The 26192-nt window shown below is 69.0% G+C and carries 22 protein-coding genes and 3 pseudogenes; 10 read left to right on the plus strand and 15 right to left on the minus strand.

Annotation, left to right across the window (positions count from 1 at the left end; genetic code table 11):
* Positions 1-49: 49 nt before the first annotated feature.
* Positions 50-616, plus strand: a pseudogene (locus B2W79_RS17600) (alpha/beta hydrolase family protein); the annotation flags it as partial.
* Between the two features lie 54 nt (positions 617-670).
* Here B2W79_RS17600 and B2W79_RS09805 read toward each other — a convergent pair.
* Positions 671-2053, minus strand: a pseudogene (locus B2W79_RS09805) (CCA tRNA nucleotidyltransferase); the annotation flags it as partial.
* 142 nt (positions 2054-2195) lie between these two features.
* Between B2W79_RS09805 and B2W79_RS09810 the strand changes: the two are divergent.
* The 3 genes from B2W79_RS09810 (at position 2196) to B2W79_RS09820 (ending at position 6949) form a co-directional block, all read left to right on the plus strand.
* A complete protein-coding gene (locus tag B2W79_RS09810) occupies positions 2196-4757 on the plus strand; it encodes a purple acid phosphatase family protein (RefSeq protein WP_292789051.1) in 2562 nt (853 codons plus the stop codon).
* 176 nt (positions 4758-4933) lie between these two features.
* A complete protein-coding gene (locus B2W79_RS09815) occupies positions 4934-5119 on the plus strand; it encodes a hypothetical protein (RefSeq protein ID WP_292789053.1) in 186 nt (61 codons plus the stop codon).
* 72 nt (positions 5120-5191) lie between these two features.
* A complete protein-coding gene (locus B2W79_RS09820) occupies positions 5192-6949 on the plus strand; it encodes an alkaline phosphatase family protein (protein ID WP_292789054.1) in 1758 nt (585 codons plus the stop codon).
* A gap of 81 nt (positions 6950-7030) precedes the next feature.
* Here the strand turns inward: B2W79_RS09820 and B2W79_RS09825 are convergent, their stop codons facing one another.
* The 3 genes from B2W79_RS09825 to B2W79_RS09835 all read right to left on the minus strand — a co-directional run bounded on the left by B2W79_RS09825 (position 7031) and on the right by B2W79_RS09835 (position 10375).
* Complete coding sequence (locus B2W79_RS09825; protein ID WP_292789057.1) at positions 7031-7681, minus strand: dihydrofolate reductase family protein; 651 nt, start codon at positions 7679-7681, stop codon at positions 7031-7033.
* A 98-nt stretch (positions 7682-7779) separates the two neighbouring features.
* Positions 7780-8838: an LLM class flavin-dependent oxidoreductase gene (locus B2W79_RS09830; protein ID WP_292789060.1), complete on the minus strand. Its 1059-nt coding sequence runs from the start codon at positions 8836-8838 to the stop codon at positions 7780-7782.
* Between the two features lie 28 nt (positions 8839-8866).
* The gene (locus B2W79_RS09835) at positions 8867-10375 is read right to left on the minus strand and encodes a class I SAM-dependent methyltransferase (RefSeq protein ID WP_396654768.1); all 1509 of its coding nucleotides are present in this window, start codon (positions 10373-10375) and stop codon (positions 8867-8869) included.
* 96 nt (positions 10376-10471) lie between these two features.
* Between B2W79_RS09835 and B2W79_RS09840 the strand changes: the two genes are divergently transcribed.
* The 4 genes from B2W79_RS09840 to trxA all read left to right on the plus strand — a co-directional run bounded on the left by B2W79_RS09840 (position 10472) and on the right by trxA (position 15722).
* Positions 10472-12667 (plus strand): DUF6049 family protein, encoded by a 2196-nt coding sequence (locus B2W79_RS09840; RefSeq protein ID WP_292789067.1) that lies wholly within the window; start codon positions 10472-10474, stop codon positions 12665-12667.
* A complete protein-coding gene (gene murJ / locus B2W79_RS09845) occupies positions 12660-14276 on the plus strand; it encodes a murein biosynthesis integral membrane protein MurJ (RefSeq protein WP_292789070.1) in 1617 nt (538 codons plus the stop codon). The genes B2W79_RS09840 and murJ overlap by 8 nt, the downstream gene beginning before the upstream one ends.
* 79 nt (positions 14277-14355) lie before the next feature.
* Positions 14356-15330: a thioredoxin-disulfide reductase gene (trxB, locus tag B2W79_RS09850; RefSeq protein WP_136051230.1), complete on the plus strand. Its 975-nt coding sequence runs from the start codon at positions 14356-14358 to the stop codon at positions 15328-15330.
* 68 nt (positions 15331-15398) lie between these two features.
* Entirely contained in the window at positions 15399-15722 is a 324-nt protein-coding gene (trxA, locus tag B2W79_RS09855; RefSeq protein WP_025102859.1) for a thioredoxin, read from the plus strand.
* Positions 15723-15795: 73 nt separating this feature from the next.
* Here trxA and B2W79_RS09860 read toward each other — a convergent pair whose 3' ends face one another.
* The 11 genes from B2W79_RS09860 to rpmH all read right to left on the minus strand — a co-directional run bounded on the left by B2W79_RS09860 (position 15796) and on the right by rpmH (position 24722).
* Positions 15796-16161, minus strand: a complete 366-nt coding sequence (locus B2W79_RS09860) for a GrpB family protein (RefSeq protein WP_292789075.1) — start codon at positions 16159-16161, stop codon at positions 15796-15798.
* A gap of 15 nt (positions 16162-16176) precedes the next feature.
* The gene (locus B2W79_RS09865) at positions 16177-16512 is read right to left on the minus strand and encodes a tryptophan synthase subunit alpha (RefSeq protein WP_292789077.1); all 336 of its coding nucleotides are present in this window, start codon (positions 16510-16512) and stop codon (positions 16177-16179) included.
* 9 nt (positions 16513-16521) lie between these two features.
* Positions 16522-17970 carry a sugar porter family MFS transporter gene (locus B2W79_RS09870; protein ID WP_218138570.1) on the minus strand — a complete coding sequence of 483 codons (1449 nt, stop codon included), beginning with the start codon at positions 17968-17970 and terminating at the stop codon, positions 16522-16524.
* A 61-nt stretch (positions 17971-18031) separates the two neighbouring features.
* Complete coding sequence (locus B2W79_RS09875) at positions 18032-19006, minus strand: ParB/RepB/Spo0J family partition protein (protein ID WP_292789084.1); 975 nt, start codon at positions 19004-19006, stop codon at positions 18032-18034.
* Positions 19006-19929 carry a ParA family protein gene (locus B2W79_RS09880; protein WP_396654769.1) on the minus strand — a complete coding sequence of 308 codons (924 nt, stop codon included), beginning with the start codon at positions 19927-19929 and terminating at the stop codon, positions 19006-19008. The genes B2W79_RS09875 and B2W79_RS09880 overlap by 1 nt, the downstream gene beginning before the upstream one ends.
* A 1717-nt stretch (positions 19930-21646) precedes the next feature.
* Positions 21647-22294: a 16S rRNA (guanine(527)-N(7))-methyltransferase RsmG gene (rsmG, locus tag B2W79_RS09885; protein ID WP_071329771.1), complete on the minus strand. Its 648-nt coding sequence runs from the start codon at positions 22292-22294 to the stop codon at positions 21647-21649.
* A 24-nt stretch (positions 22295-22318) separates the two neighbouring features.
* Entirely contained in the window at positions 22319-22810 is a 492-nt protein-coding gene (locus B2W79_RS09890) for a protein jag (protein ID WP_071329770.1), read from the minus strand.
* A complete protein-coding gene (gene yidC / locus B2W79_RS09895) occupies positions 22807-23877 on the minus strand; it encodes a membrane protein insertase YidC (protein WP_292789093.1) in 1071 nt (356 codons plus the stop codon). The genes B2W79_RS09890 and yidC overlap by 4 nt, the downstream gene beginning before the upstream one ends.
* A gap of 3 nt (positions 23878-23880) precedes the next feature.
* Positions 23881-24231, minus strand: coding sequence for a membrane protein insertion efficiency factor YidD (yidD, locus tag B2W79_RS09900; protein ID WP_062637723.1), 351 nt, complete (start codon positions 24229-24231; stop codon positions 23881-23883).
* Positions 24228-24578 carry a ribonuclease P protein component gene (rnpA, locus tag B2W79_RS09905; protein ID WP_083391819.1) on the minus strand — a complete coding sequence of 117 codons (351 nt, stop codon included), beginning with the start codon at positions 24576-24578 and terminating at the stop codon, positions 24228-24230. The genes yidD and rnpA overlap by 4 nt, the downstream gene beginning before the upstream one ends.
* Before the next feature lie 6 nt (positions 24579-24584).
* Positions 24585-24722: a 50S ribosomal protein L34 gene (gene rpmH / locus B2W79_RS09910; RefSeq protein WP_022879826.1), complete on the minus strand. Its 138-nt coding sequence runs from the start codon at positions 24720-24722 to the stop codon at positions 24585-24587.
* A gap of 224 nt (positions 24723-24946) precedes the next feature.
* On the opposite strand from rpmH, the gene B2W79_RS09915 reads away from it, so the two are divergent.
* Both B2W79_RS09915 and B2W79_RS17650 read left to right on the plus strand, forming a co-directional pair.
* Entirely contained in the window at positions 24947-25561 is a 615-nt protein-coding gene (locus B2W79_RS09915; protein WP_292789117.1) for a phage holin family protein, read from the plus strand.
* 545 nt (positions 25562-26106) lie between these two features.
* Positions 26107-26192, plus strand: a pseudogene (locus B2W79_RS17650) (DnaA ATPase domain-containing protein); the annotation flags it as partial.

The raw sequence follows: 26192 nt of genomic DNA on the forward strand, positions 1-26192 counted from the left end.
GGCCTTCGACGACCGCAGCGTCACGCTGAGCCGCACGGCCGAGACGGTGATGCCCGGCAAGTACGGCCTGTTCCTCGACGGCGGGCAGTCGCACGTGAGGTTCGGCCGGATCCTGGCCGACCACCCCGGGCAGGGCACGATCACCCGGCGGCTGCACGGCGTCGACCTCGGGCGCCTGCGCACCGGCCCGGCCCGGTTCCACTCCTACTACTACGCGCTCGGGCCGGGGCAGGCGCTCGGTCTGCCGACCCTCGACGTGGACGTCCCCAGCGAGATCGGTCCGCTGCCGTCCTGGTTGGTGCCCCCGCCAAACGGACGGGTCGACGGCAGCCGGTGGGCCGTCCTCGTGCACGGCCGCGGGGCGGGGCGCGAGGAGACCGTGCGCGGGGTCGCCGCCCTGCACCGCGCCGGCCTGACCTGCCTGACCCCGTCCTACCGCAACGACCAGGTGGCGCCCGCCTCCAACGACGGGCTCTACGGCCTCGGGCTGTCCGAGTGGCGTGACGTGGACGCCGCCGTCGCCTACGCCCTGGAGCACGGCGCCCGCGACGTCGTGCTCGTGGGGTGGTCGATGGGCGGGGCGATCGTGCTCCAGGTGCTCGACCGCTCCGAGCTCGCCCCGCTCGTCAGCCGGGCCGTGCTCGACGGCCCGGTCGTCGACTGGGCCGACGTCCTCGCCCACCACGCCCTCATCGAGGCGCAGATCGAGGAGGAACCTGTACGCCTCGCCGACCTCCCGGCCCGGAGAGATGCCGAGCACTTCCTGGATGCGGTTGCCGTCGAGCTCGGGACGGATCGCATCGAGCTCCTCCTGCTCGCGGAGCGCAGCGATCCGGGACTCGATGTCGTCGTAGGCGGCGGCGAGGCGGGCGGCCTTGCGCTTGTTCCGCGTGGTGACGTCGGCGCGCGTGAGGATGTGCAGCCGCTCCAGCAGGTCCCCGGCATCGCGGACGTAGCGGCGCACGGCGGCATCCGTCCACGCCCCCTCCGCATAGCCGAAGAACCGCAGATGCAGCTCGATGAGGGTCGCGACGGCGTCCGTGGTCGCCGAGTCGAAGCGCAGGGCCTGCAGCCGCTTGCGGGCCATCCGGGCGCCGACGACGTCGTGGTGGTGGAACGTGACCGCGCCACCCGGCTCGAGCTTGCGCGTGCGGGGCTTTCCGATGTCGTGCAGCAGAGCCGCGATCCGCAGCGGCACGTCCGGCCCGGCTCCGGGGTTCCTGGCCTGCTCCAGCGCGATGGCCTGGCTGAGCACCGTGAGGGAGTGCTCGTAGACGTCCTTGTGGTGGTGGTGCTCGTCGACCTCGAGCTTGAGCGCGCTGACCTCGGGGAGGAACTCGTCGATGAGTCCGGTCTCCACCAGCACCCGGATGCCGCGGACGGGGTCGTCGGTCTGCATGAGGCGTACGAGCTCGGACTGCACGCGCTCCGGGCTCACGATCCTCAGGGTCTCGCGGAGCTCGGTGATCGCCCGCTCCGTGTCCTCCGCCACGGTGAAGCCGAGCTGCGCGCTGAACCGGGCGGCGCGCAGCATACGGAGCGGGTCGTCGCCGAACGACACCCGGGGATCGGTCGGTGTCCGCAACACCGCCGCCACGAGGTCCTCGACACCGCCGGTCGGATCGACGAGCTTCACCGCGGGCACCTGGAGGGCCATCGCGTTGACCGTGAAGTCGCGGCGGACGAGGTCGCCGTCGATCGAGTTGCCGAACTCCACCGTCGGCTTCCGCGTCACGCCGTCGTAGCTGTCGGCGCGATAGGTCGTGATCTCGACCTGCTCGCCGCGCACCCGGGCGCCGATGGTCCCGAAGGCCCGACCGATGTCCCAGTGCGCGGATGCCACCGGCTTCACGATCGCGAGGATCTCGTCCGGCGAGGCACTCGTCGTGAAGTCGAGGTCGTGCGTCTCGCGGCCGAGCAGGGCATCGCGCACCGGACCGCCCACGACGGCCAGCTCGAAACCGGCTTCGTCGAAGGCCTCCGCGAGGGTGCGGACGACGGGATTCTCGGCGAGCGCGCCGAGACGCGCGAGGCCGTCGGCCATGTTGAGCATGGGTTCCAGCGTACCGGCCGCCCCTTGACGCACCCCCGTTCACCTCCCCGTCGCCTCGATGTCAGACCTCCGTCATCCGCCTCCGCTGGGCTGGGGACGCCCCGTGCGGCTGAGCACGGACACCCACCCACGAAGGACAGACATGACCTCCCCCACCCCTGCGGTGCGGTGGCGGCGTCGCGGACTGACGTCCGTCGCGCTGCTCGCCGTGCTCGGCGGCGCCGTCGTCGCCCCCGCGGCCCTCGCCGCGCCCGACCCCGAGGTGCCGACTGGATCGCTCGTCACCGGCGACACGCCCTGGCACTATCTCGACGACGGCTCCGACCCGTCACCGGCCCCGGCCGCGCTGCGCGACTGGACCCTGCCCGCCTACGACGACAGCGCGTGGAAGACCGCGCCCGGGAGCTTCGGGGCCAAGAGCGGTACGCTCGCCCCCGTCGGGCCGCACACCCCGAAGACGCTCCTCAACCACTACCTCGACGGCTCGGCGGCCCCGACGGTCCCGACCTACTTCTTCCGTACGACATTCGAGTTGGAGGCCGGCGTCGCCGAGCAGGTCGCCGTCCTGCAGAGCACCGTCACCTTCGACGACGCGCTCATCGTGTGGATCAACGGCGAAGAAGTGGCCCGCTACGTCGACGGCCGGATCACCGACACCACCAACGTCGAGTACGCCGGCGACTCCAACGGCGACCCGCTGACCAGCACGTTCAGCGCCGAGGGCGACCTGCTCCGCGACGGCACGAACACGATCGCCGTGTCGCTGTTCCAGGACCGCGCGTCGAGCTCCGACATCTACTTCGACATGTCGTCGCTCACCCTCGTGAAGGCCTCCGATCCTGGCACCACCGTCGTCGCCCCGCCGACTCGCGTCATCCTCACCCCGACCGAGAAGCCGGAGGTGTCGCAGTCGTTCTCCTGGCTCGCCGGCGACGCGTCGCACACGGTCGGCCAGGTCGAGATCGGCCTCGCGTCCGGCGGGGACACCCGCACGGTCGATGCCTACGACGCCGGAGTGGTGAACGGCAACCCGAACAAGCACTTCTCGGCCACGGTCACCGACCTCACCCCCGCGACCGCCTACCGCTACCGGGTGGGTCTCCCCGGGAGCTGGAGCGACTGGTACGAGTTCCGCACCGCCGACCCGAAGGCGAGCGACTTCCAGTTCATCTACTACGGCGACGCCCAGATCGGTCTCGACACCACATGGCCGAGCGTCGTGAAGCAGGCCGAGGCGCAGGCTCCCCGGTCGATCGGCTCCGTGCACGCCGGCGACCTCATCAACACCTCCAGCAACGAGAACGAGTGGGTCAACTGGTTCAAGGGCATGAAGGACTCGGCCGTCCGCACCAACGTGATGGCCGCTCCGGGCAACCACGAGTATTCCGGCGACAAGCTGCTCACGGCCTGGAAGGCCGCATTCGAGTACCCGCACAACAACCCGTCGACGAGCTCCATCGGCGAGCTGGCGAACCTCGCGAAGGGCGACTCCGCCGTCGCGCAGCAATACCGCGCGTTCTTCGATCACTGGAGCTCGTTCGCCGCCGAGACCGCGTACTACACCGACTACCAAGGCGTCCGTTTCATCACCCTGAACGCGACCCGCGACACGACCTTCCTCACCCCGGCCGGGCTCCCGTCCTGCACGGGGGCGGAGTGCCCGTCGTCGCAGATCGCCACCCTGTGGACGCGCTTCCAGGCCGCCTGGCTCGACCTGCTGCTGCAGAACAGCCCGTCGAAGTGGAACGTCGTCACCTTCCACCAGCCGGTCTTCTCGGCCTCGGCCGGTCGTGACGAGCCGGTGCTCCGCGCCGAGTGGCTGCCGGTGTTCCAGCGCAACGACATCGACCTCGTGCTCATGGGCCACGACCACACGTACGCCCGCGGCTACGTGAACACGGATGCGACCGAGACCCCCGGCCTCACCACGGGACCGGTCTACGTGGTCTCCAACTCCGGCGCGAAGCACTACGACCTGGAGACCGCCGAGAAGAACGTCTGGACCAACAACGGCGCCACCCAGGTGCTGCGCGGTCAGGGCGTGACGACGTACCAGGTGATCGACGTCTCGAAGAACCAGCTCGTCTACCGGTCGTATCTGGCCGAGAAGCAGCCGGACGCCACGACGGACCTCCCCGTCGGTGCCGTGTACGACACGTTCACCGTGACGAAGTCGGACGCCGGCGAGAAGTGGGTCACCGAGGCCGGCGTCACCCCGCCGGTCACGGAGGAGCCGGAGCCCGAGAAGCCGGCGACGGTGGAGCTCGGCGCATCCTCGGTCGTGGCCGGGGGCACTCTCGCGGTGTCGGGCGGCGGCTTCGCGGCCGGCGCCGAGGTCGCCCTCGAGCTGCGGTCCGACCCGGTGTCCCTCGGCACGGTCACGGTCGCGGCCGACGGCACGTTCTCGCGCATTGTCACCATTCCCGCCGGAACTCCGGCGGGAACGCACACGCTCGCCGTGATCCTCCCCGACGGCACCGAGGTGACGGCCTCCCTCACCGTCACCGCGGCGGCCGGTGGCGGAGCGGTCGTCCCCGGCGAGAACGGCTCGGGTGGCGCAACCGACGGCGACCTCGCGACGACGGGCGCCGACAGCATGCCGTTCGTCATCGGGGCCATCGTGCTGCTCGCCGCCGGCCTCGGCCTGTTCGCCCTGCGTCGCCGCCGTGCGACCGCGGAGGTCGAGACGACGGAAGCCGCGTAACCGGTTCCCTCCCTCCACGGGCGCCGCCGGTCTCTCGGCGGCGCCCGTGCCGTCCCTCGCGTGCACGACTTCGGAGTTCTCGGCCGACACGCCGCACCCGGAGGGGCGGCCCCGGCGCGTCGACACGAATCTCCGAAGTCGTGCACGGCCAGGCATCCTCGCTCTAGGCTCGCGTCATGCACCGGTCTCTCCGCCGCGCCTCCGCTCTCACCGGCGCCGTCATCTTCCTCGCTATGGCACTGACGGCGTGCGTCCAGGTCGAGACCGCGTCCGATCCGACACCGACGGTCTCCGTGGGAACGTCGCCGACCCCGCGTGTGACCGGCATCCAGAGCGGCGCCAACGACTACGCCGACATCTGAATCGACGCACTCACCCGAGATCGCGAACCCAGAACGGGACGATTTCGGAGGGGACGGTCGTAGGATCGCGGCATGGTCGACGCCGACAGCCCCTCCGACGCCCCTCCCCGCGACCCCTCCCGGCGCGGATTCCTCGCCGCGGGCGGCGCCGCCCTGGCGGGAGCGGTGATCGGAGGAGCGGGAGGGGCGGCGATCGGGGCCTCCGTCGCCGGGGGACGGGACGGCTTCGCCGACGATCCGGATCCCTTCGCCGCCCTCACTCCGCGCAGCGAGCCGGGCTTCGACCACCTCGTCGTCGTGATGGGCGAGAACCGTTCGTTCGACAACCTCCTCGGCTACCTCTACACGAAGCAGAATGTGCCGCAGGGCGAGACGTTCGAGGGGCTCGACTTCGGCTCGTACAGCAACACCGCCCCGGACGGCACGGTCGTGGAGGCGCACGTCTACCGGGGCGACACCGACCGCATCATGAGCCTCCCCGATCCGGACCCGGGTGAGGAGTACCCGCACGTCAACACGCAGATCTTCGGCACCGTCGACCCGAAGACCAACGCCGACCTGTTCGTCGACCAGATGACCACGCCCTTCAACGCCCCCACCCATGGCGAGAAGGCGACGATGTCCGGCTTCCTCGAGGACTACATCATCAACTTCCGCCGGCTGCGGGACGGGAAGGAGCCGGGCCTGGACGAGGCGCGGCACATCATGGGCTCGTTCTCCCCGGAGATGCTCCCGGTGCTCTCGACCCTCGCCGCCGAGTTCGCCGTGTTCGACCACTGGTACGCCGGGGTGCCCTCCCAAACCTTCTGCAACCGCTCCTTCTTCCATGCGTCGACCTCGCACGGCTTCGTGACGAACCAGGCCGGCGGCGGCTACCGGAAGTGGCTCGACGCCCCAGCCGCGCCGACCGTGTTCAACCGCCTGGAAGATCGGAAGGTGAGCTGGCGGATCTACATCGACGAACTCCAGCTCGTCTCGTTCACGGGGATGCTGCATGCGGCGGTGCTGGAGAAGTACTGGCGCACGGATCATTTCGGCACGATGGAGGATTTCTACGCCGACGCGAAGAACGGCACCCTCCCGGCGTACGCATTCATCGAGCCGCGAATGGTCTACGACCACAACGACTTCCATCCGCCGTTCGGGAAGCCGCGGGCGAGCGTGGTCGACGGCGACCCTGTGTACGACAGCGCCATCTCCGATGTGCGGGCGGGCGATCGGCTCATCCACGACGTCTACGAGGCCGTGCGCACGAGCGCGACGCCCGGCGGCTCGAACGCCGTGAACACGCTGCTGCTCATCACGTTCGACGAGCACGGGGGCTGTTACGACCACGTGCCGCCACCCGCAGCCACGAAACCCACGAAGGACACCGGCGCCGGGGAGATGGGCTTCACGTTCGACCGGCTCGGCTGTCGTGTCCCGGCGATCGCGGTGTCGGCGTACACGCGGCGCGGCACGATCATCCACGACGAGATGCACCACGGATCGGTCACGGCCACGCTGTCGCGCCTGCACGGCCTGGAGCCGCTGAACGACCGCGATCAGTCGGCCAACACGCTGCTCAACGTCGTCAACCTCGACAAGCCGCGGCACCCGGCCGACTGGCCCGTGACCACGCCCGCGTACACCCCGCCGAACCCCGAGGCCGGCACCCCGCAGCCGAACGAGGCGGATCACCTCAAGCCGCTCACTCCTCCCGCCCGCGGCCTCCTCGGGCTCCTTCTCGCCCGGTACGGCGCGCCGGGCGAGAAGGAACCGGAGACCTTCGCCGACGCGTACCGGATCCTCCACGAGCACGGCGAGGAGCTGTTCGGCCCTCCGCTCTGAGATCGCATTTCCGCACGAGGTCGCAGGGTTTCCGGGAGTTCCCGCGACCCCGGTGCGATTCTGCGACCGCGCGCCGGAGCCTCAGTCCGCGCGGGAGAACGTGATGTGAGTCACCCCGGACTCCGCGACCTCGGACGTCACGCGATAGCCGGCCTCGAGGCCCCGCAGGTCGTCCCAGAGCCGGATGCCGCTGCCGGTGAGGATGGGGGTGATGCCCACGTGCAGGTCATCGACGAGCCCGGCGCGCAGGAACTCCCGGACCGTCGTCGCCCCGCCGCCGACGCGCACGTCACGCCCTCCGGCCACGGCCACGGCTTCCCGCAGCGCCTCCTCCGGGGTCGCGGAGAGGAAGCGGAAGCTCGTGCCGTTCGCGAACTCGATCGGCGGTCGCGGCGTGTGGGTGAGGACGAACACCGGCACCTCGAACGGCGGCTCCTCGCCCCACCAGCCGCGCCACTCCGGGTCGTCCGGGTTCGCGTGGAGCCCGAACATCCCGGCCCCCATGATCTCGGCGCCGATGCCCTGGAAGTACTGCGCCGCGTACTTCTCGTCCACCCCGGTGGTGCCCGCACCGCTCGTGTCGCGGAAGACACGCTCCTGGAAGGTGCGGGTCGCCGTGTAGGCCGCGGTGAGGCGTCCCCAGTCCTCGCCAAAGGGGTTCTCCGGCGTCTGGTCGGTCGTCGTGGCGAAGCCGTCGAGGGTGATGTTGAGGTCGACGCGCACGCGGGTCATGGTGCCTCCGAAGCAGTAGGGACGGGCGCCAGTCGGCGCGCCGTCCCCAGCGTCGGTCGTCGCGCGGCCGCTGTCAAGAGCCGGACCGCCATACCGGATCAGGTCACGGGGTCGCCCTGGACCGGACCCTCCGTGTTGGGCTTCCACCCGAGGGCCGGCGCCACGTGCTCCGCGAACGCCTCGAGCACGTGGAGGTTGTACTCCGGCCCGAGCTGGTTCGGGATCGTGAGCATGAGGGTGTCCGCGGCCATGACGGCCTCGTCCTGCCGGAGCTGCTCGATGAGGACGTCGGGCTCCGCGGCGTAGGTCTTGCCGAACGTGGAGCGGAACCCGTCGATGATGCCGATCTGGTCGGCGTTCTCCTCGCTGCGCAGCCCGAAGTAGGCGCGGTCCATATCCGACACGAGCGGGAACACGCTGCGGCTGACCGAGACGCGCGGTGTGCTGGTGTGGCCGGCCTCGCGGTAGGCGGAGCGGAACAGCTCGATCTGCTCGCGCTGCAGCTCGTGGAACGGCTGCCCCGTGGCCTCGGTCACGAGCGTCGAGCTCATCATGTTGAGCCCCTGGCGTCCGGTCTCCTCGGCCGTGGCGCGCGAACCCGAGCCCCACCAGATGTGATCACGCAGCGTGGGCGACTGCGGCTCGATCGCGAGGTACTGTCCCGCGCCCACCATCCGGGGGTCGCCGGGGGCGAGTCGCTCGCCGTCGATGGCCCGCAGGAAGATCTCGAACTTCTCCCGCGCGAGCACGCTGCCGCGCTCCGGGTCCTCGTCGTCGCGGAAACCGAAGGTCTCGTAGCCGCGCAGCGCCGTCTCGGGTGACCCACGGCTCACGCCGAGCGCGATGCGCCCGTCCGCGATGAGGTCGAGCGCGGCCGCCTCCTCCGCGAACTGGAACGGGTTCTCGTAGCGCATGTCGATCACGCCGGTCCCGACCTCGATCCGCTCGGTGCGCGCGGCCATGGCCGTCAGCAGCGGCATCGGGGACGCCGCCTGGCGAGCCCAGTGGTGCACCCGCACGTAGGCGCCGTTGACGCCAAGCTCGTCGGCGCCCTCCGCGATCTCGATGGTCTGCTTCAGCATGTCGCCCGCGGTGCGGGTGGCCGAGCCGGGCACGTCGGCGTAGTGACCGAACGAGAGGAATCCGAAAGCCTTCATGGTGTATTCGAACGCATGGAAGCCGCGACTATTCCCCCGGGAAGAGGAAGCCGTCGAGCACGAGTCCTCGGATGCGCGGCTCGAGCTCCGCCCAGAGCTGCGCGAAGGGCACCTCGAACAGGTCGGCGAGAGCGGGGGCGATCTGCAGCACCTGGAGTTCCCCGTCGCAGGCGCCGACGAACCCGGCCAGCGCCGGGTCCACCGCGACCGTCCGCGCGAACCCGCCGCCCTGACGCAGCTCTATCACGCTCGGGTCGTCGTTGCCGGGGAGCAGGTGACGCGCCTCCGTGACGTCGGGGGCCACGACGAGCGTGTCGGGCAGTCCGTCGGCGAGCGCATCGTGGGCCGTGAGGCCGAGGCCGAGCGCCGCCCCCACGTTCGCCACGGGCTGCGAGATCCGCTCCGACCGCCGCAGCGGCTCCCCTTGCCCGCGGCGGAGCAGCACGTAGCCGAAGCCGATCGCGGTCACGCCCCGCGCGGCGAAGTCGTCGAGCCACGCGGTCAGCAGCGGAGTGAACGCGGCATCGCGCGGCGTGATGCCGCCGTCCCTGATCCACAGCTCCGCGTACGCGAGGGGCGACAGCTCCTCCCGCTCCACCACCCACAGGTCGAGGTCCGCGGGCACCCACGCGTCCAGCCGGGCGAGGCCCGTGATCCCCGTGCGGGACTCCCAATTGCCGAGAAGCTGGGCGATGCCGCCGGGGGTGAGGTGGGCCGGTGCCGTGCGCACGAACTGCTCGACCAGCGCGTCTCCGACGAGTCCGCCGTCGCGATACTCGTAGGCGGGCACCCCCTCCGTGCGGGGCGTGATCACGAACGGCGGGTTCGAGACGATGAGGTCGAACGCCTCCCCGGCGACCGGCTCGAACATGCTCCCGTGACGGAACTCGATGTTCGTGACCCCGTTGAGCTGCGCGTTCAACGCGGCGTAGGCGAGGGCGCGGCGAGAGACATCGGTGGCGACGACCCGGCCGGCGCGCCGAGCGACGAGGAGCGCCTGGATGCCGCAGCCCGTGCCGAGGTCGAGCGCACGGTCCACCGCGAGCGGCACGACCGTCTCGGCGAGCGTGCGGGAGGCACCGCCCACACCGAGCACGTGATCGGCGGGCAGCGGGCCGTCGAGGGCGACCTCGTCGAGATCGCTCGCGATCCACCACTCCCCGACGCCGTCCTCGTCGACGAACGACTGCGGGCGCAGCAGCGCGATCGGAGTCACGGAGTCGGCGTCGATCGTCGCCAGGCCCAGCGCCTCCAGACCGTCCACGCCGAGGGTGGGCAGGGCACGCTCCACCGCCGCTCGGGGCTGCGGAAGCCCGAGCACCAGGAGCCGCCCGAGGGTCGCGAGCACGCCCTCGTCCCCGGCGATCGCCCGCAGGATGGGCTCCCGCAGGCCACGGCCCAGGGCATCGTCCGCCTCCTCTCCCCAGAGGCGACGCAGGGGCTCGGAGCGGAGGTCGGCGTCGTCCAGATCCGCGGCGAGCGCGGCGCTGCGGAGCGGGTCGGGGCGGGGGGCGGGGGTGTCGGACACGGCCGTCACTCTACGCGTCTTCAGGGTTCTCCTCTGTCCGGCCTCCTAGAATCGCAGAGTCAGTACTCACGATCCGCCTCTCCCCGGCGTTCGAGGAAGACCTTCATGACCGCGATCACTCCCGAGACGGGCCTCCGCGCGCGCGTGCGCCGGCTCGCGGCGTTCGTGGTCGCCGCCGGCGTCTGCGTCGTCGGCGTCGCCGGTCCCGCTGTGGCGGCCGACCAGCCGGCCGCCGACGACGATCAACGGGTGGAACTGCATGTCACGGCGGGCCTGCGCGGGACCGTCGCCCCCGGGACGTCGACGTCGGCCGTGGTCACGATCGACAACCGCACCGAGGCGGAGCTCTCCGCGGGTCGCGTCGAGATCGAGCTCGGCAGCACGCCACTGACCGACGACGACGCCGTCACCGAATGGTTGGACGAGGGCCAGGCCGCGGGTTCCTTCCTCTCCCTCGGAGAGGAGACCACGAAGCCGACGGAGGCGGGCGGAGCCGCCGGCACCACCGTGTTCGTGCCGCAGGAGACCTTGAAGCCGTTGAAACCCGGGGTGTACCCGCTGCGGGCTGCCCTGAGCGACGCCGGCACGAAGGATGGTGAGGGACAGCGCACCACGACCTGGGACACCACCGCGACGAGCGTCCTCGTCGTCACCTCCGGCCCCACAAGCCCGGTCGGGGTCATCGTGCCCATCACCGCCACGCCGGCGGGCGGTGCCCTCCTGAGCGCCGAGGAGCTCGCGGAGTTGACCGCCCCGGACGGCGACCTCACCGCGCAGCTCGACGGCGTGGCCGGGACGACGGCGGTTCTCGCGGTCGACCCTGCCATCCTCACGTCGATCCGCGCGCTGGGCACCGCCGCCCCCTCAGCGGCGACTGACTGGCTGCAGCGGCTCGACGAACTCCCCAACGCCCGTTTCGCCCTGCAGTTCGGCGATGCCGACCTCACGGTGCAAGCGCAGGCCGGTCTGCCCGAGGCGCTGGCACCGCTGCCGCTGACCTCGCTGCTCGATCCCGCCGCGTTCCCCCAGCAGCGAGCCGTGACACCGACGAGCACTCCCGGCACCACTGCAGAACCGTCGCCGACGCCGACCGACGGACCGGCTCTTCCCACCGACGAGGAGCTCACGGAGATCGACGGCGCGATCCCGGGGATCGTCTGGCCGGAGAGCGACCTCACGGAGGCCGACCTCGCGGCGTTCACCGGCTATCTGGGCCGCCCCGCCACGACCATCGTGTCGTCCGAGACCGTCGGCGATCAGAGTGCGGCCCATGCGACAGCGGGCGGTCAGGACCTGCTCGTCATCGAGGCCGCCACGTCGGCCGCGTTGTCTGCTGCGGCGACCGAATCCGCCTCGGTTCCCCGTCAGGGGCTGTTGGCGGAAGCGGCCGCGCGGCTCTTCCTCGCCGGCGCCCGGGCCCCCGGCGCTCCGATCCTCATCGGGCTGGAGCGCGACGAGAACCGCTCCGCGGATGCCCTCCGCGACGCGATCTCGGCAGCCGACTCGATCGGCTTCGAGCTCTCGACGGTGCGGGCGGCTCCCGCCGCCTCGGTGACGCTACCCGAGACGGCCGCGGCGACCCGGGCGTCCGACCTCACCAATCTCCTCGCCGACGAGCGCTCCCTCACGGCCTTCGCCACCGTCCTCAGCGACCCCCTCGTGCTGCTCAGCCCCGAGCGGATCCGGGTCCTGCGGACCATCGCGGTCGGATCGTCCGCGGAAGGCTTCGCCGAGAAGGTCGCGGCCCATCGTGCCCGCACCACCGAGACGCTCGGTGCCGTCAGCATCCCCGACTCCAGCACCATCCAGCTCCTCACGGCCAACGCCGACCTCCCCATCGCCGTGCGCAACGACCTCCCGTGGCCGGTGACGGTGCGGCTGTACGCCGCCCCCACCGATCCGCGCCTCGAGGTGACGCCCGTGATCGACGTCGCCGTGCAGGCGAACTCGACCACGAGGGCGAAGGTGCCGGTGTCGGCCCGAGTCGGCAGCGGCGAGCTCGATCTGCGCCTCAGCCTCACCAGCCCGACCGGGGTGCCGATCCAGTCCGAGCAGACCATCCGCGTCGCGGTGCGCGCGGAGTGGGAGACCATCGGCCTCGTCGTCTTCGGCGGACTCGCCGTGCTCCTCATCGCTCTCGGGGTGGTGCGCACCGTGCGTCGGAAGCGCCGAGAGGCGATCGAGGAGCAGGCCGTCGAGGCCGCCGTCGAGGAACTGATCGAGGAGAAGGAGGCGGAGGCGGCCGTGCAGGAGCACCACGACGGTCCGGATGCCCCGCCGACGAAGGAGTCGCGTGAGTAGTCTCGGGCGCGCCAGCGCCATCATCGGCGCCGGCACCATGGTGTCGCGCGTGACCGGGCTGCTGCGCAGCATCGTCCTCGTGGCGGTGATCGGGTCGTTCAACTCGGGGCCCGCCGACGCGTTCGCCGCGGCGAACACTCTCCCGAACAGCGTCTTCTCCCTCATCTCCGTCGGCATCCTCACCGCGGTCATCGTGCCGCAGATCGTCAAGGCCACCGCAGACGCCGACGGGGGCAATGCCTTCATCTCGAAGCTCTTCACCCTCGGCACGGTCGTGCTGGTGGCTGTCACGGCGATCGCCACGATCGCCGCCCCGTGGCTCGTGCAGATCGTCGCCGGGGGCCTGTCCTCGACCACCCAGGCGCTCGCGACCGCGCTCGCGTACTGGTGTCTCCCGCAGATCCTGTTCTATGGTCTGTACGCCCTGCTGGGCGAAGCCCTGAACGCGCGGCGGATCTTCGGTCCCTTCACCTGGGCGCCCGTCGTCAACAACATCGTCTCCATCATCGGGTTCCTGATCCTGGGATGGGCCTTCTCCCCGGTCTCCCGGAACTCCGCCGACTGGACGCCGGAGATGATCGCGATGCTCGGCGGCACGGCGACCCTCGGCATCGCCGTGCAGGCGCTCATCCTGCTGCTGTTCTGGAGGCGGACCGGGCTGTCCCTGCGTCCCGACTTCCACTGGCGGGGCGTCGGCCTCGGCAACGTGGGCAAACTCGCGGGGTGGACCTTCCTGATGGCCCTGGCCTCGCTGTCCGCGGGTGTGCTCCAGGGGAACATCGTCAGCAACGCGTCGGAGTCGGGGGCGTCGCTCGCCGTGACGGCCAACGCCTGGCTCATCTTCATGCTGCCGTACTCGGTCATCGTGCTGTCGATCGGGACCCCGTACTTCACGCAGATCAGCGAGCACGCGGCCGCAGGTCGCGACGACGAGGTCCGCGGAGACATCTCGCGCAGCGTCCGCACGCTACTGTTCTTCATCGTCGCCGCCGTCGCCGCGGTCGCGGCCGCGGCGATCCCCGCATCGCGTGTCTTCACCGAGAGCCCTTCGGATGCCGAGGGAGCCGCCATCGTCCTCCTGTGCTATCTGATCAGCCTCATCCCGCTCACGATCCTGTTCATCGTCCAGCGGACCTTCTACGCTTACGACGACACCCGCACCCCCTTCTGGTTCACGATCTTCCAGTGCACGTTGATCGTCGTGACCGCACTGGGCGCGGCGGGGCTCCTGTCCGCGGAGATCATCGCCCTGTCTCAGCTGGCTGCCGCCGTGGCTCTGGGCCAGTCGATCGCCAGCACGCTGCAGACGATCGTGGCGACCTGGCTGCTGCACCGCAAGATCGGTGGGCTGGGCGTCCTCTCGTGGATGCGTGCCCTGGCGCTCTTCGCGATCGCCGCGATCCCGGCCGGTCTCGCCGGCTGGGGCACGTTCCTCCTCCTCGGCGGGACGACGGGATGGGCGACGTCCGGAGTCATTCCCGGCACCCTGGCGACGGCCGTCATCGGCCTCGTCGTCGTGCTCGTGTACGTCGCGATCCTCGCGGTCTTCCGCGCCCCGGAGCTGAAGGCCGCCGGCGGGCTCGTCCGCCGCTTCCTGCCCGGCCGCTGACGCGGGAATGCCCCGCGGTTACCATGGGTTGAAGCAGTCGGACGTCTTTCGACGGCACCGCCTTTCTAACGGAGATCACATGCGTCAGGTCATCATCATCGGCTCCGGCCCCGCCGGATTCACGGCTGCCATCTACGCGGCGCGCGCGAACCTGGAGCCGCTGCTCATCGCGAGCTCCGTCGAGGTCGGCGGAGAGCTCATGAACACGACCGAGGTGGAGAACTACCCCGGCTTCCCGGAGGGCATCCAGGGCCCCGAGCTCATGGCGAAGTTCCAGGAGCAGGCCGAGAAGTTCGGCACCGAGGTGCTCTACGACGACGTCACCGAGCTCGACGTCGCCGGCCCCGTCAAGAAGGTCACCCTCGGTTCGGGCGCGACCCACGAGGCGAAGACCATCATCTACGCGACGGGTTCCGCCTACCGCAAGCTCGGCATCGAGGGCGAGGAGCGCCTCTCCGGCTTCGGCGTCTCCTGGTGCGCCACCTGCGACGGCTTCTTCTTCCGTCAGAAGACCATCGCGGTGGTCGGCGGCGGCGACTCGGCGATGGAGGAGGCCACCTTCCTCACGCGCTTCGCGGACAAGGTGTACGTCATCCACCGCAAGGACTCCCTCCGCGCCTCGAAGATCATGCAGGAGCGGGCGTTCGCGAACGAGAAGATCGAATTCGTGTGGAACAGCGAGGTCGTGGAGATCCTCGGCGACAACGCCGTCTCGGGCGTGCAGCTGCGTTCCACGGAGGACGGCTCGCTGCGCGACCTGCCCCTCGACGGCCTGTTCATCGCCATCGGCAACGACCCGCGCACCCACCTCGTCCACGAGAAGCTCGAGCTCACGCCCGAGGGGACGATCTGGGTCGACGGTCGCTCCTCGCGCACGTCGGTTCCCGGTGTCTTCGCCGCCGGCGACGTGATCGACCCCACCTACCGCCAGGCCATCACCGCCGCCGGAACGGGCACGATCGCGGCCCTCGACGCCGAGCACTTCCTCGCCGACCTGGAGGACTCCTCCGTCGAGGTCCCCGCGGCCGAGGCGGCCGAGGTCATCACGGCCTGACCACGGCCGGGAACACTTTTCCCTCGCCCGTTGTTGCAACAGGCGAACCTCGAACAAGGAGAACTCTGATGAGTGCAAAGGCAACGAGCCAGGCGACCTGGGAGCAGGACGTGCTGCAGGCCGATGGTCCCGTGCTGGTGGACTTCTGGGCCGAGTGGTGCGGTCCGTGTCGTATGGTCGCGCCGGTGCTGGACGAGATCCAGTCCGACAACCCCGACAAGATCACCATCCTCAAGCTCAACGTGGACGAGAACCCGGAGCTGGCCATGAAGTACCAGATCACGTCGATCCCGGCGATGAAGGTCTTCCAGGGCGGAGAGGTCAAGACGACGATCATCGGCGCCAAGCCGAAGTTCGCCCTCGAGCAGGATCTGGCCGCTTTCCTCGGCTGATCCCCCACGACCGCGACAAGGGCCGCACCTCCGGGTGCGGCCCTTGTCGCATCCTCCGGGCCGCCCGTACTGGTCAGCGCTTGTCGTACACGTCCACGGGCTCGAGACCGCGCGCGGCCCGGGCGCTGTTCACGATCTCCTGGATGACGGCGGTCTTTCCCGCGTTGTAGGAGGACACCCCGTCCGCTGCCGCCCGCGCAGCGTCGTGCTTGACCTGCTCATATCCGACGCACCATCCGGCGGCCTCCAGCTCGGGCAGACGAGCGTCGAGCCGCTCCCGCGTCTCCACGCGCACCGCGAGGTCGATGACCGGTTTCGCGCTCATCCCGGGAATCGCGGTCGAGCCGATGTGCTCGATGATCCACCCGTCCTCCCCGGCGGCGCGGATCCTTGTCGCGAACTCCTCGAACCGCAGCGGCCAGGACGGGTCAGAAGGCACGAGGAGCATCGGTCGTCAGGAGGCGTCCGCGATGCGGGGATCCCAGCGACGATGGCGCTGCTTCTCGTCCAGGAGCCCCCACACGGCCGGTGTGAGTTCCGGGTACTCGAGGGCGATCTGTCGCAGCACGCGGTAGTGTCGCGCGGCGTTCGGACGCACACCGTCGTTTGCCGTGATGTTGTCGGCGCGGAGCAGGTAGACGACGAGCTCGTCGACGCTGGGCAGCTCCTCCATGAACTCCCAGGGGTCCTCGCCGCCGAGCAGGCGCTCCTGCACGAGGACGGCGAGTTCGTCCGACGCCTCGGCGCGCAGCACTTCCAGGCTGGCGCGACGGGGGACGGACTCGGTCATCCCTCCAGCCTACGCGCGTGCGCGACGGGGTCGGCGCTCCACCTTCGCATCCTCGCTCATGTCCTCGAGCTCGCGGCCCTTGGTCTCCGGCACCTTGAAGAACACGAAGAAGAACGACAGCAGCGCGAAGAACGCGTAGAAGCCGTAGGCGAACGTGAGGCCGATCTCGGCGAACGCGGGGAACGTCGTCGAGATGAAGAAGTTCGCCACCCACTGCGCCGCGGCGGCCACGGCCAGGGCACCGGCACGGATCGAGTTCGGGAAGATCTCGCCCAGGAGCACCCATACCAGCGGACCCCAGCTCGCACCGAAGAACACGACGAAGCCGTTGGCGCAGATGAGGGCGACGGTGGCCCAGGGGTCGGGGAGAGTCGCGGTTCCGGAGGCGTCGAGCGTGCCGAATGAGAAGGCGAGCGCCATCAGCCCGAGAGTCACCGTCATGCCGACCGAGCCGACGAGCAGCATGATCCGACGCCCGATGCGGTCGACGAGGAGGATCGCGACGATCGTGACGACGATGTTCGTGACAGAGGTGATGACGGAGGTGAGGAGGGCGCTGGACTCGTCGAAGCCCACCGACTGCCACAGCGTCGTGGAGTAGTAGAAGATGACGTTGATGCCGACGAACTGCTGGAACACCGACAGCAGGATGCCGACCCAGACGATCGGCTTGAGTCCCAGCCGGCTCCCCCGCAGATCCCGCAGCGACTCGGAGCGCTCTGTGTCGATCGTCCCCGTGATCTCCTTGATCTTCGCCTCGGTGTCGATCGTCCCCGTGACGGTCTGGAGCACTTCCGCAGCGCGCTTTACCTCGCCCTTGCGCACCAGGTAGCGCGGGGATTCCGGCAGCCGGAGCGACATCAGTCCGTAGACGAGCGCGGGGATGGCCGCGACCATGAACATCCATCGCCACGCGGTCAGACCCCAGAGCGGCTGGTCCGCCTCTCCCGCGATGCCGGCCAGCAGGGCATCGGACAACAGTGCGGCGAAGATGCCGAGGACGATCGCGAGCTGTTGCAGCGAGCCGAGACGGCCGCGAATCGCTGCCGGCGACACCTCTGCGATGTATGCGGGTGCGATCACCGACGCCGCACCGACGCCGAGGCCGCCGATGACTCGCCAGATGATGAGGTCGACGACGCTGAAGGCGAGGCCGGAGCCGATCGCCGAGACGAAGAACATGGCGGCGGCGGCCACCATCACCGGGATGCGGCCGAACTTGTTCGAGACGGGCCCGGCGAACCAGGCACCCACAGCGCAGCCGATCAAGGCCGACGACACCGCGAAGCCCTTGAGGCCGGTGCCGAGATCGAATCCGGAGACGTCTCCGGCCAGAGCGTCGACGGCGCCGTTGATCACCGCGGTGTCGAATCCGAAGAGGAAACCACCCAGGGCCGCCGCGATACTGACGGCGATCACGCGACGCTTGATGGTCGCTGGATCAGCTGGTCTGGACATGACATCCCCCTCGCATCGTCAAGATGACGCGAGTCTATGCCAGCCCCGACCAGGGGCGCGGTCACCGCGCGGAGCCGTACCCTTCTTCACCGAGCTCCTCGAGAATGCGGTTCAGGTCCTGGATCGATGCGAAATCGATCGTGACCTGGCCTTTCCGCGCACCCAGTGAGATCCGGACCCGGGTGTTGAGGCGGTCGCCGAGCTTGCCGGCGACCTCGTCCAGGTACGCCCGACGCGCACCAGGTGTCGGCTTCGGGGTCTTGCCCGCCGACGGCTGCGCCTTGGCGGCTTCTTCCGTCGCGCGAACGGACAGATCCTCGTTGACGACCTTGTCCGCGAGACGCTGCATCGCCTCCGCAGACTCCACGCTGAGGATGGCGCGGGCGTGCCCGGCGGTCAGCACGCCGGCGGCCACCCGCTGCTGCACCGGGACCGGGAGCTTGAGCAGGCGGATGGTGTTGCTGATCTGCGGACGGGAGCGACCGATACGCGTGGCCAGCTCCTCCTGGGTGATGCCGAAATCATCCAGGAGCTGCTGGTAGGCCGACGCCTCTTCGAGGGGATTCAGCTCCGAGCGGTGGAGGTTCTCCAGCAGCGCGTCCCGCAGGAGATCCTCGTCGGCTGTGTCACGGACGATGGCCGGGATCGCCTCGAGTCCGGCCTCGCGGGCGGCGCGCGTGCGCCGCTCCCCCATGATGAGCTCGTACTCGCCGTCGTTGTTCTTCCGGACGACCACCGGCTGCAGCACGCCGAACTCACGGACGCTGTGGACGAGCTCCGCGAGGTCCTCCGGGTTGAAGTGCGTGCGTGGCTGGCGAGGGTTGGGGACGATCGCCTGCGGGTCGACCTGGATCAGATGGATCCCAGGAACCGCCTCGAGTTCGGGCGCAGGCGCGGCGTCGGCGCTCGTGGAGGGAGCCTCGGGGGTCGGAGCGATCTTCGCGCCGGGGAAGAACACGTCGACGGGACGTTCCGTCTGGTCCGCTGTCGGGATGAGGGCGCCGATGCCGCGGCCGAGTCCAGTGCGCTTCGCCATTATTTCTCCTTGCTCTGCGTCTGTCTCGACGCGATCTCGACGGCGGCCTCGCGGTACGCGATCGCCCCGGCGGACTGACCGTCGTAGGCGATGACCGTCTGGCCGAAACTGGGGGCTTCCGACACACGGACGGAGCGCGGAATCACGGTGTCCAGCACCTGCGAGGGGAAGTGGGACCGCACCTCTTCCGCCACCTGCTGGGCCAGCCGCGTCCGTCCGTCGAACATCGTGAGGAGGATCGTCGACAGATGCAGACCCGGGTTGAGGTGCTTCTGGATCATCTGGATGCTACCGAGTAGCTGGCTCAGGCCCTCGAGAGCGTAATACTCGCACTGGATCGGGATGAACACCTCGTTCGCGGCGGTGAAGGCGTTGATCGTGAGCAGCCCGAGGGAAGGAGGGCAGTCGATGATGACGAAGTCCACGGGATGGTCTGCGAGGTAGTCCTCCAGAGCGCGGCGCAGGCGGTGCTCCCGCGCGACCTGCGCGACGAGCTCGATCTCAGCGCCGGCGAGGTGGATGGTGCTCGGCGCACAGAAGAGGTTCGGACTCTCGGGGCTGGGCTGAACGATCTCCGCCAGGGGGAACTCGTCGATGAGGACGTCGTAGACACTCGGGGTGTCGGCGTTGTGCGGCACCCCGAGGGCAGTGGAGGCGTTCCCCTGCGGATCGAGGTCGATGACGAGGACCTTCGCTCCCAGACCTGCCAGCGCGGATGCGATGTTCACGGCGCTGGTGGTCTTACCCACGCCACCCTTCTGATTCGACACCGTCAGGATGCGGGTGTCGCCACTGAACTTGACGGAGACCCCTTCCAGCGCGCGGCGCCGGGCGGAGAGATCCGCGATCTCCCGCGCGAGCGGGGTGTCCATCCCGAACGATTCGTTCGATGGTGCCTTCTCGGACTGTTTCACGTGAAACATCCACTCCTTTCGGGGCCGCGTTCCACTCTAATCGCAGCGACCGACCTCGGATTACATCCGCGATGCGGTCTCTCGTCTCCTCCCCCTGAGAGACGGGCGCCGGTAACCAGGCTGTCGGAGCCGGGAGGCATTGGTTTCACGTGAAACGTGCGACCAAGTACGAACCAGTTACCTGGCTCCGCCACGCGCACCGGCTCAGAGAGCACTCTGATTCGCAGCGATGATGGCCGCTCTCTCATCAGTCGCCCTTCTGTGCGCTCGATGGCGGGCCCTTCCCGTCGCGCTCCCTTCGTCGGGACATCTCCTCCCATCCGCTGCACTCCGAGTGACGCGCTCCACCGTGGGTTCTGATGGGAGCAGCGCGCACCCAGTCGGTTCCAGGGACCCGGACGTACTTCGCGGCCCCTTCGCCACCCGCATCAGAGCTGCCGACTCCCTACGGTAGCCGTGCGGACGGTCCGCGGACGGCCCACCCCGGGCGTCGACCTTCGAGCCGGCCGGTACCCTTCCCCAACGTCATCTCTCGTGTTGTCTGCTCTCGCCCGGAGTGCAAACATGAAGTGCGCTGGCCTGTGGCAACGAACAACCATGTACCCGGCGCCCCGATGCCCCTCCTCTCTCGTCTCTGAGCACAATCAGCGTGCACGACCTCAGGCACGACGCGGTAGACCGTTTCACGTGAAACGCCCGCGCCGTATCGCTCCCCGTATGTTCGAAGCTCGACTGGCCACAGCGATTCAGCTGGCGCGACCACGTGCTCTCGCGATACTGCACAGCGATGGTCGCGCCGCGTTTCGACAACCCAGCTCGTCAGACGGTGGGACGCCCATGTCCAGACCGCCGACAGCAGTGTCAACACAGAGCTACCGCAGTGCGCCAGAGGCGGGAACGCCGTGCGGACAGCACTCCAACCACCCGCGCATCGACCGAAAGAGGCCCGGGACAACCTCGCAGGCGGACGGGGCTGCTGTCAGCGCCTGCATCCGCGGCTGACGGAACGTGGTCAGCGCCCTCAGGCACACGCGTCCCGCGCCTTGTCCATAAGGCAAAGGGTCCTCACCTCCGTCGTACCGAGGTGATCGCGAAGCAGAGTATGCCTCGCGACCGCCGTCACGGCGAGTCCCACGTGCGGCCGTGTACCGCCGGGACCACTTCTCCTCTTGTCGTCGCCTCGCCGTTTCACGTGAAACAACCGCGTTGGAGGCTCGGAGGCGCGACATGGCGAAGCCGCGGCGACCGACGCGCCCAGCCCCAAGAGGGCCCTCCGCTCCCCCACCCCTTAGCTCGCCCCGTAGGTCAACAAACGTTCAGCGCGTTTCTCCGTGCACCCAGCTCGCGGGAGTGAGCGGTCCTGGCCCCTGTCTATCGATCGTGCGCACAGCCTCCCGCCGAAGACACGTCCACTACCGGATACCGACGACGACTCACGTTTCACGTGAAACACCCGTGTGAGCGAGACGTCCGGACGGAGTCAGGCACAGCCAGGAGGACCTCACGGGCCTGTCATCCCCGTTCCACCACGTCGGCAGCGAGGATGGGGAGCATCGTGGCGCCGACTGGGGCTTATACCGCCCCCTGAGGAAGGGCGCTCCACGTCGGCCCTAGCCGCTACTCAGAGGGTCGGACACGCGGTTCACCTCAGGATGAAGCCAGGAGCTTCGCTCGCGAGGGCGGCACCGAGCCTTGGTCGGAGCGTTTCACGTGAAACGTGCACGTCTCAGCGTACGCGGGCGCGGACGACCCGAGTCGTCTCCGGGAGCAGTCCTTCACCCAGAACTTCGACGCGAACGTCGGAGAGCTTGAACTTCGCGATCTGCTTCCGCGCCGCCTCGATCTCATTGGCGGCGTTCATGCCCTTCAAGAGGGCGAGTTCACCACCATCGCGCACCAGCGGAGCCGTCAGCGGGATCAAGGTACGCAGTGCGCTCACCGCACGAGCCGTGACGACGTCGAAGGCACCCTTCGCACGGACGTCCTCCGCACGCGCCCGGAGAACGGTGACGTTGGAGAGCCCGAGGTCGTTTACCTGCTCCGTCAACCAGGTGATCCGACGCTCCATAGGCTCCACCAGTGTCCAAGACACGTCGGGGCGTGCGATGGCGAGCACCAGACCGGGCAGTCCGGCACCGGACCCGATGTCCGCCACGGAACCATGGAAGAGCGGTGCGGCGATCGCGCTGTTCAGGATGTGACGGGTCCACAAGCGGGGCAACTCAAGCGGTCCGATCAGGCCCCGCTCCTCCCCTTGACGGGCGAGGGAGTCCGTAAACCGCCGAGCGATCTCCAGGCGGTCTCCGAACAGGTCGGCGGCGACCGTCGGCTCCTGCTCGACGGTCTTCTCGCCAGAATCGCTCGTCTCAGACACCCGCCAGCACTCGCCTTCGGTACGTCAGTGACGGCGCAGGACGGTGTGACGGTCCGCGCCCTCGCCGTACGATTCGGAGACGAGCCCGCGCTCCGCAGCGATGTCGTGCACCAACTTGCGCTCGTAGCTGGACATCGCGGGCAGCGACGCCTGCGAGGAACCCTCATCGAGCTTGGCCGCTGCAGCCTCGACCAGGGTCACGAGCTGGCGGCGGCGCGCGTCACGCGAACCACCGATGTCGAGGATGAGACGCGAGAACGAGCCGGTCTTGTTCTGGACGGCGAGACGCGTGAGCTCCTGCAGGGCCTGCACAGTGTCCGGAGCGGAGAGCAGAGCGAGGCCATCGCCCTCGGCCTCGACCGAAACGTAGGCACGACCCTGACGGACGTCGAGGTTCAGATCACCGTCGATGTCGGCGATGTCGAGCAGCTCCTCGAGGTAGTCCGCCGCGACGTCCCCCTCGTTCTCGAGCTGCGCCACAGTGGGCTCTGCGCTCCCGGTCACGACCTCGCTCATGACGCGTTCCCCTTCTTCTTCGCACGCTTCTTGCCGACCGGCTGCTGCCGCTTCGGCGCCGCCGCCTTCGCCTTCTCAGCCTCCTCGAGCAGACGCTGCTGCTCGGCCTCGTATGCAGCCATCGGAACGACCTTGCCGGAGGAGTCGATCGCCTTGCCCTTGCGGGCGAGCCGCTCCTCGCGAGCCTTGGCCGCTTCGGAACCCGGAGTCGGCATCTCGCGGATCACGAGGAACTGCTGACCCATGGTCCAGAGGTTGGAGATGAACCAGTACACGACGACGCCGAGCGGGAAGAAGACACCGGAGAAGATGAAGCCCAGCGGCAGCACGTAGAGCATGATCTTCTGCATCTGGTAGGCCTGGCCGGTCTTGGCTTCCGGCGACAGGTTCTTCGAGATGATCTGCAGCTGCGTGAAGAACTGCGACGCGATCATCAGGACGACCAGGGTCACCAGGATGATGATCGCCGTGACGTTCTGAGCATCGATCGCGTTTCCGAGGGTCTCGTGCAGCGAGGCCACCTCGAAGAGCTTCGCGTCGTAGAACTCCTGCGTGAGCTCGGCACTCAGCAGTCCGACACCGCCGATGCCTTGCGTCGCGTGCTTGCTGACGTCGCTCAGCACGCTGTAGAGCGAGAAGAAGATCGGCATCTGCACGAGCAGCGGCAGGCAGCTCGACATCGGCGTCGTGCCGTGCTTCTTATAGAGCGCCATCGTCTCGCGGCTCATCGCCTCACGAGAGAGCTGGTCCTTCTTGCCGCGGTACTTCTCCTGGACTTTTCGCAGTTCAGGAGCGATTTCCATCATCTTGCGCTGGCTCTTGATCTGCTTCACGAACAGCGGGATGAGCGCCGCGCGGACCACGATCACGAGTCCGACGATCGAGAGGACCCAGGTGATGCCGGAAGCCGCAGGGAGACCGACGGCCGTCAGCAGCCAATGCCAGGCGACGAGGATGAGCTCGACGATCCACTTCAGCGGCCACAGGATCGTTCCGAGCAGATCGAATCCGCCGGATGCCGGTTCCGGGCTGGGGGTGGCACTGGCGAACAGAAGGTCAAGACCCACCGATCAGTCCTTTCGGGAGGGGACGACGAAACCGTGAGCGGTCAGGTCGTAGCGGAAGTGTCGATGCGGTGTGACGTCGTCGACGCCTCCGCGAGACCAGGGATTGCAGCGGAGGATGCGCCACGCCGAGAGCAGAGCCCCCCGCACGGCGCCATGCTGCTGCACCGCACCTACAGCGTAGGCGGAACAAGAGGGGTAGTACGCACACACGTCTCCGTACATCGGCGAGACCACCTTGCGGTACCCCGCGAGGAAAGCCAGCACGGCGTTGCGCGGAAGGAGCGGGATGCTTCGGAGCACGTCGCGTCCGTGCATCTCCCCCGTGCCCACCGACGACGCCGGCAACGCGGTCATGATGCGGCCTCGACGGGCGCGAGCCGCGCCAGACAGCGGTGAACGTCACTCCGGAGTTCCGCGTACGACGCGGTCGCCGACGCAGGAAGGGCACGGATGACGACATCCGTGCCCTGAGGAACACGCGGGAGCGCCTCCGCACAGACGGCTTTGAGGCGCCGGCGCACGGTGTTTCGCACCACAGCGGTACCCACCTGCTTGCTGATGATGAAACCGAAACGCGCTGCTCTGCTCTCACCCGTCGCCAGCATCGAGGTGAGGACGCGGGCCCCGCCACAACGCGATCCGCGTCGAACGACCAGTCGGTAGTCGCTCCCGCGGGTCAAACGGAACGGGCGGGCGAGCACAGCTGCTTACGCGGAGAGCTCGGTACGGCCCTTCGCGCGGCGTGCCGAGAGGATGGCACGGCCGGCGCGGGTGCGCATGCGGGCACGGAAGCCGTGCTTCTTGGCGCGACGACGGTTGTTGGGCTGGAAGGTGCGCTTGCTCATGAGATCACTCCGGGAATGCTGCCACCGGATTCACTTCGACCGGAGACATAGGGAACTGCCATACAGGCATAAGTCAACCGATTAAGGGTACGTCTTGGCGGCGCACAGGGCAAATCTACCGTACGGCCGTTCCGGGCCGCTCCGCGTGCGAGGGCGCCATCCGGCCGTCGATATGCTAATCCGACCGCCGATGAGCCGAGATGCCATGCCAGCGAGAGGCCGAGATGACCGATCAGCAGACCCCCTCCTCCGACTCCGGTTCCGAGCCCGCCCGTGACGGCGGAGCATCAGGTGCGCTCTCCACCGCGGCGATCGCCACCGGCGCTGTCTCCCTGATCCTCCTGGTCGCCCTCGCCGTTCCGTACTACGCCCTCCAGAACCCCTGGCTGATCCCCGCCTTCGTCCTCGGCGCGGCAGCCGCGATCGGCGGAGTCGTCCTCGCCCGCCGAGCGCGCCGCGCTCCTTCGGACGAGCGCCGCACGGCAGGTCTCGGGTTAACAGCTGCCCTCGCCGCGCTCGTCCTCGCCCTCGTCCTGCTGGTCGTCTTCCTGCTCGGACTCTGGTCGCCGCCGCAGAACAAGGTCTTCCTCGAGGGGACAGGACCTCAGTCCGGGGTCACCGCCACGTTCAGCAGCGACGCCGAGACCAGGACGCTTCCCTGGCCGGCTGTGGGAAACGCGCAGTACACAACCTCGGAGTCGTCCACCTGGATCACGATCACGGCCCCGAGCGACAGCAAGGATCAGACGGTGGGTTGCAGGATCTACTGGAACGATGACCTGGTCGTCGAGGAGACCTCGGACTCCGGCACGGTCAGCTGCGTATACGACGCCGACTGACGGCGCCCGTCTCCCCTCCACACAGGAGCTATCCACAACCCCGAGCAACCGACCGAACCGCCACACGACCTGATTCTCTGCGGCAGGTTGCCGTTCCCGACGCCGATGACTAGCGTGGGCATCCGTAGTTATCCACAGGGCAGCCCCTCCCGCGCTCCCCTTCCCGATCCGTCGTCCGGAGCACCATGTCCTCACCAGCCCAGCCCGATGTCCCGATCTGGACCACGGTGCAGGAGCTGCTGGAATCCGACGATCGGGTCACCCCGCAGCTTCAGGGCTTCCTGAGCCTCGCGGTGCCGGCCGGGGTGATGTCGGCGACGCTGTACCTGGAGGTGCCGAACGACCTCACCGCGGCGCAGATCAACAAGCGTCTGCGCCTGCCCATCATGGAGGCCCTCGCTCATGTCGGCGAGGAAGTGACGTCGTATCGGGTGGTCGTCAACCACGAGCTCGCCGATCAGCCCACCGCTCCGATCGCCGTGGCGGACTACGGTCGGCAGGATCCGGTGCGCGCCGAGTCGCCGATGGAGCAGCCGACGGCGCTACGCCACGAGTCCCGCCTCAACCCGAAGTACACCTTCGACAACTTCGTCATCGGCCAGTCCAACCGCTTCGCCCACGCGGCCGCGGT

Origin of the sequence: Microbacterium sp. UBA7513, from assembly GCF_002478345.1 — a bacterium.
Classification (GTDB): Bacteria; Actinomycetota; Actinomycetes; order Actinomycetales; family Microbacteriaceae; genus Microbacterium.